The following is a 6,223-nucleotide window of genomic DNA, read 5'->3' as shown; positions in this document are numbered from 1 at the left end:
CTCGTGCTCCCGCCGCTCTTTCCCGTGCTGCGCCGGGAGTTCGGCGTCGGATACGCCGCGCTCGGCCTGATGATGGGCGTCTTCTATGCGGCCTCCGGAATCGGCCAGCCCACCTCTGGCTTCCTGGTCGACCACGTCGGGGCGCGGCGGGTGCTCCTGGGCGGGATGGGCCTCCTGACCGCGGGCATCGCGCTGGCCGCGCTGAGCCCGTCCTACTGGCTGATGTTCCCGATCCTGATGGTGGCGGGCCTCGGGAACAGCGTCTTCCACCCGGCCGACTATGCCATCGTCAATGCCTCGGTGGACCGGGACCGGGTCGGACGCGCCTATGGCATTCACTCGATCTGCGGGAGCCTCGGCTGGGCGGCGGCACCTCCCGTGGTGGTAGGCCTGAGCGCGCTGGCCGGCTGGCGCACGGCGCTCGCCGTGGCGGGGATCGGGGGCCTCCTGGTGACGCTCGTCCTGACGACCCAGCGCCACGCGCTCGCCGATCACCGCCCCGCGCTGCTGGCGCGCCGACCGGCCGGGGCCGGCGGGCTCGCCGCCGACGTCCGTCTCCTCCTGGTGCCGCCGATCCTGCTGGCGTTCGCCTATTTCACCCTCCTGGCGATGGCGATCGTCGGCATCCAGACCTTCTCCGTCGCGGCGCTGGTCGCCATCTACGACGTCCCCCTGGGGCTGGCCAGCGGCACCCTCACCGGGTACCTCCTCGGCAGCGCGGTGGGGATCCTGGCCGGCGGCTTCCTGGCCGATCGCACGCTCCGGCACGATCGGGTCGCCGCGGGGGGCATGCTCCTGGCGGCCGGGCTGACGCTCGCCATCGGGAGTGGCGGGGTCCCGGTCACGGGGCTCCTGGCCCTGACGACGCTGGCCGGCCTGTGTGTCGGCGCCACGTCGCCTTCGCGCGACATGCTGGTCCGGGCGGCGACGCCGCCGGGCGCGTCGGGGAAGGTCTACGGGTTCGTCTACTCGGGGCTCGACCTCGGCTCGACCACGATGCCGTTCGTCTTCGGGTGGCTCCTCGATCGCGGCGAGCCGCGTCTCTGCTTCGTGCTGGTGGCGGTGATCATGCTGCTGGCGATCTTCACCGTGGTGGAGGTGCGCCGCCACGCGGTCCGTGTCGCCCCGATCTGAGCCGGCCCGGACTCGCGCCCGTCAGGCGGGGACCGGCAGGTCGGCGAAGGCGTCCGGATCGAGGGGCCACTTGGGGCGGGGGATCCGCTTGAACGGCACGTTGGTGAAGACGTCGGGGGGCGCGACGTACAGGATCTCGGCGGCGAGCTTCTCGAACTCGGCCCGGAAGTGGTTCGTGGACTTGACCACGAGCAGCTTCTTGGCCAGCGGGTCGATGCCGAGGTTGCGGAAGACGTCCGGGCTCCGCACCTGGTTCCGCCGGCTCGCCACGATCACCTCGAGGCCGCCGGTCGAGAGGGCCGCCGCCGGCCCCAGGCTGCTGCCGACTCCCGCGTAGCGCTGATAGAGGTCGTCGGTGACCGCGGTCACCGTGACCTCGAGGTCCAGCGGGTCACCCGACAGGACGCCCGTCTTGCCCCCGATGCGCATGGTCAGCCGGGCCCCGGGGCCGGCCGCCCGGGCCAGTGACACGGCGATGGGATCCCAGATGGTGGCGAAGGCGGCATCGGTGACCCCGAGGTCCCGCAGCTCTCGGAGGACGACGGTGCTGTCGCCCGCGAACCCGCCGCCGGGGTTGTCGGCGACGTCGGCCATCACCACCGGTCGGCCCGCCACGCGTCGGGCCCGGTCGACGGCCCGGGCCACGGTCAGCATCTCGGGGTGGGTCCGCCCCCGGAGGGCGATCCACTGGAGTCCGAGCTCCCGGGCCAGGGTCGCGCCCTCGTCGGGCCGGTCGTCGGTGATCACCAGCACCTTGGTGCCGTTGCCCGGCACGTCGCCGTACGGGAAGCCGTGGACCGGCGAGATCGACAGGACCCCGCGCGTTCCTTCCAGGGCCTTGACGTGGTCCACGAAGCCCTTCATCGGCTGGAGCGTGGTGAAGTAGCTCCCGATCATCCGGCAGTCCCACAGCGCCATGTGCGGGCGCGTCGCCCTCCGGGCGGCGTCGGTGACGAGGGTGAAGAGGTCGGCGGCCCGCTCGGCGAAGTCGGTGTGGGGGAACTCCTTGTAGAGGACGAGCGCGGTGGCCGCCTCGACCATGAGCGGCGTCACGTGACAGTGGGGATCGAGCTCGGCGCCGACCGGCACCGCCGGCCCGACGAGGCGCCGGATCCCCTCGAGCAGATCGCCCTCGCAGTCGTCGTAGCCGTCGGCGACCATCGCCCCGTGGAGGTTGAGGAGCACGGCGTCCACCGGCATGGCCGCCCGGAGGTCCGCCAGGATCTCGTCGCGGAACCCCTCGTAGACCCGGCGCACGGTCGGTCCCGCCGGCGGCGCCGCCGCCCCGAGGCTGGAGGCGACCGTCCAGCCCCGCTCGGCGGCCAGGCGGTGGAACACGAGGAATGGCTGGACGAAGCTCGTCGGCCGCTCGGGGGGCGGCGCGCCCCGGAAGACGACGAAGTCGTCGAGCCCCGTGGGAATGGGCGAGAACGTGTTCGATTCGGTGGCGAGGCCGGCGGTGAAGAGCTTCATGGCGTCCCTCCCGGCCCCGAATCTTCGTCCAGGTCGGCCGGCCGGTCAAGCGCCGGCCGCATCCGGCGGGGACCTCTTGACTTCGCCCGCCCCCTGGCCGACAGTGGGCGCGCGGTCGATCCCGGGCGCGACGGCATGCACCGGTCCGGCGGAAAGAAGGAGGCGGCGATGAGGAACGTTCGGATGCGATGGATGGGCGGGCTGGTGGCGGTCGTGGCCGGCGCCCTGCTGCCAGGGGCGACGCCCGCCGCTGCCCAGACCGTCCGGGGCGTGCTGCACGCGGAGGTCAAGCACCTGGACCCGCACTGGACCACCGCCAACATCACCCAGCAGCACAGCTACATGATCTACGAGACCCTGTTCTCGCTGGATTCGAAGGGCGTCCCCCGGCCACAGATGGTGGACACCTACCGGGTCAGCCCGGACAAGCTGACCCACACCTTTACCCTGCGGAACGGGCTCAAGTGGCACGACGGCAAGCCCGTGCGCGCAGCCGACGCCGTGGCGTCGATCAAGCGCTGGGCCGTCAAGGACGCCGCCGGCCAGAAGCTGATCGCGCGGACGGCCTCCCTGGAGGTCGTGGACGACAAGACCTTCGTCCTCAAGCTGAAGGAGCCCTACGGGCTCGTGCTCCGGGCGCTCGCCAAGGAGTACAGCTACGTGCCCTTCATCCTCCCGGAACGGCACGCGATCCAGAACCCGGCCAACGCGTTCGAGGGCGAGAAGATCGGCTCGGGCCCCTTCGTCTTTTCCGAGAAGGACTGGGTGCCGGGCGTGAAGACCGTCTACCTGCGGAACAAGGACTACGTCCCGCGCTCCGAGCCGCCCGACTACTACGCCGGCGGGCGGCACGCCAAGGTCGAGCGGGTCGAGTGGATCGTCATCCCCGATCCCTCGACGGCGGTGGCCGCCCTCCAGAAGGGCGAGGTGGACTTCCTCCAGAGCCCGCACATCGACCAGTGGCCCATCCTGAAGAAGGACCCCAACGTCACCATGCGCAAGGTGGACGTGCAGCAGATGCAGATCCACCCGAACCACCTGGTGCCGCCGTTCGACAACATCAAGGCCCGCCAGGCCCTGGTGCACATGGTGGACCAGCGGGATTACCTGCGGGCCATCGCCGGGGACCAGGAGAACTGGACCGTGTGTTGGGCTTACCTCGGCTGCGGCCAGTGGCTCGAGACCGACGCCGGCGCCGAGCCGTACCGCCAGCCGGACCTGGCCAAGGCCCGGCAGCTCCTCCAGGACGCGGGCTACAAGGGGGAGAAGATCGTCGTCATGGCGCCGAGCGACATCGCGACGATCAACGCCGCGTCCCTCACGACCGCCGCCCTTCTCCGGAAGATCGGGGTGAACGTCGACCTCCAGGTCATGGACTGGGGCACCCTGACCTCCCGGCGGCCGATCAAGGATCCGCCCAGCAAGAATCCCGCCGGCTGGCACATCTTCCACACGACGTCGAACGGCGTGGCGCTGTCGGACCCCTGGGGGCACGCGAACATCTCCACCCGCTGCGCCGAGGCCTGGTTCGGCTGGCCGTGCTCGCCGCGAGCCACCAAGGCCCTCGACGACCTCGGGAACACCGCCCCCGGCTCGCCCGAGTTCAAGAAACTCCTGGTCGAGTACCATTCGGCGCTGATGGAGAACATCCCCTATGTCCCGGTGGGCGAGTTCAACTCGAACAGCGCCTGGCGGAAGGACCGACTCGAGTACACGTCGACCGCCCCGTACGTCCTGTTCTGGAACATGACCCGGAAGTAGCGTCCCGGCGCCCGCCGGGGCGGGAGCCGATCGGGCCCGCCCCGGCGCGACGCGTGCCGCGCGCCCCTCGCCATGCTCACCTACGTCGTCCGGCGGATCCTGGCGGTCTTCCCCGTGATGGGCGTCGTGGTCCTCTTCGTGTTCGTCTTGATCCGCATCGCGCCCGGCGATCCGGCCGCCATCATCGCCGGCGACTACGCCTCCCCCCAGGCCATCGAGACGATCCGCGTCGCCCTGGGGCTCGATCAGCCGCTGCACGTCCAGCTCCGGGTCTACGTGACCAACGTCCTGCGGGGCGACCTCGGCCGGTCGCTTCACTCGAAGCTCCCGGTGCGGACGCTGATCGCCCAGCGCCTGGAGCCCACCGTCGCGCTGACGCTCAGCACGCTGGCGCTGGCGGTGACGCTGGCGGTGCCGCTCGGCATCCTGGCCGCCTGGAAGGCGGGGACCTGGGTCGACCGGGCGGTCATGGTCTTCGCGGTGGCCGGCTTCTCGATCCCGGTCTTCTGGCTGGGCTTCCTGATGATCTACGGGTTCGCGGTGACGCTCGACGTGCTCCCGGTGCAGGGCTACGTGAGCTACCGGGAAGACGTCGGGGCCTTTGCCCGCCACCTCGTGCTCCCGACCCTCACCCTGGGTCTGGTCTACATGGCGCTCCTCACCCGGATCACCCGCGCCAGCATGCTCGAGGTGCTGGGGGCGGACTACATCCGCACCGCGCAGGCCAAGGGCCAGGGATCGCGGCGGATCCTCTTCGGCCATGCCCTGAAGAACGCGTCGGTCCCCATCGTCACCACGATCGGGGTGGGGCTCACGCTCCTGATCTCCGGCGTCGTCATCACGGAGAGCGTCTTCGCGTTGCCCGGGCTCGGGCGCCTCACCGTCGATGCGGTGCTGCAGCGGGACTACTCCATCATCCAGGGGGTGACGCTGCTCTCGTCGGCGGTCTACGTCCTGGTGAACCTCGTGGTCGACCTGTGCTACCTGCTGCTCGACCCGCGGATCCGCTACTGACGCCGGCCCTGGTCGACCGGGTGGCGCGGCCGGCCGCCGGGTGGCGGCTGGTTCGCCGGAACCCGACCATGGCGGCCGGCGCGGCGCTGCTGGTGGCGATGGTGCTGATCGCCGCGCTGGCGCCGTACCTGCTGACCGTAGACCCCATCGACATGAACCCCGTCGAGCGCCTCCGGCCGCCCGGGGGGAGGCACTGGTTCGGCACCGACATGTACGGCCGCGACTCGTACAGCCGCGTCGTCTACGGGAGCCGGATCTCGCTGGCGGTCGGGATCGTGGTGGCGACGGTGACGTCGGTGATCGGCCTGACCGTCGGCCTCGTCAGCGGCTACGTGCGGCGGCTCGATGGCGTCATCATGCGGATCATGGATGGCATCATGGCGCTGCCGGATCTGCTCCTGGCCATCTCGTTCGTGGCCTTGACGGGCGCCAGCGTCCGGAACGTCATCATCGCGCTCGTCATTCCCCAGACGCCGCGAGTCGTCCGCCTCGTGCGCGCCGTGGTGCTGAGCCTTCGCGAGCAGCCGTTCGTGGAGGCCTCGGTGGCGGTGGGGGCGGGGCTCGCCCGCACCGCCACCCGGCACATCCTGCCCAACACGCTGGCGCCGCTGATCGTCCAGGGCACCTACGTCTGCGCGTCCGCGGTGCTGATCGAGGCGGCGCTGAGCTTCCTGGGGGCCGGCACCCCGCCGGAGATCCCGAGCTGGGGGAACATCATGGCGGAGGCGCGGGCCCACGTCCGCGTGGCGTTCTGGCTGCTGCTCTTCCCGGGTCTGTTCCTGGCGTCGACCGTGCTCTCCATCAACCTGCTCGGCGACGGCCTGCGCGACCTCCTCGACCC

5 protein-coding genes are annotated in these 6,223 nt (G+C 71.1%); 4 read left to right on the top strand and 1 reads right to left on the bottom strand.

What is annotated here, in order from left to right; genetic code table 11:
* Nucleotides 1–1,134 (top strand): MFS transporter (locus tag VGW35_23045; GenBank protein HEV8310549.1); only part of this gene is annotated, 1,134 nt, incomplete at its 5' end.
* 21 nt (nt 1,135–1,155) lie between these two features.
* Here VGW35_23045 and VGW35_23040 read toward each other — a convergent pair.
* Nucleotides 1,156–2,607 carry a M81 family metallopeptidase gene (locus VGW35_23040; protein ID HEV8310548.1) on the bottom strand — a complete coding sequence of 484 codons (1,452 nt, stop codon included), beginning with the start codon at nt 2,605–2,607 and terminating at the stop codon, nt 1,156–1,158.
* 168 nt (nt 2,608–2,775) lie between these two features.
* Between VGW35_23040 and VGW35_23035 the strand changes: the two genes are divergently transcribed.
* The 3 genes from VGW35_23035 to VGW35_23025 form a co-directional block, all read left to right on the top strand.
* The gene (locus VGW35_23035) at nt 2,776–4,368 is read left to right on the top strand and encodes an ABC transporter substrate-binding protein (GenBank protein HEV8310547.1); all 1,593 of its coding nucleotides are present in this window, start codon (nt 2,776–2,778) and stop codon (nt 4,366–4,368) included.
* Between the two features lie 72 nt (nt 4,369–4,440).
* On the top strand, nt 4,441–5,382 hold the full coding sequence (locus tag VGW35_23030; protein HEV8310546.1) for an ABC transporter permease: 942 nt from the start codon (nt 4,441–4,443) through the stop codon (nt 5,380–5,382).
* A gap of 68 nt (nt 5,383–5,450) precedes the next feature.
* The coding region (locus VGW35_23025; GenBank protein ID HEV8310545.1) for an ABC transporter permease at nt 5,451–6,223 on the top strand (773 nt) is incomplete at its 3' end.

Source organism: Candidatus Methylomirabilota bacterium (assembly GCA_036005065.1).
Taxonomy (GTDB): domain Bacteria; phylum Methylomirabilota; class Methylomirabilia; order Rokubacteriales; family DASRDR01; genus DASYQW01.
This window is presented reverse-complemented; position numbering and strand designations above follow the sequence as displayed.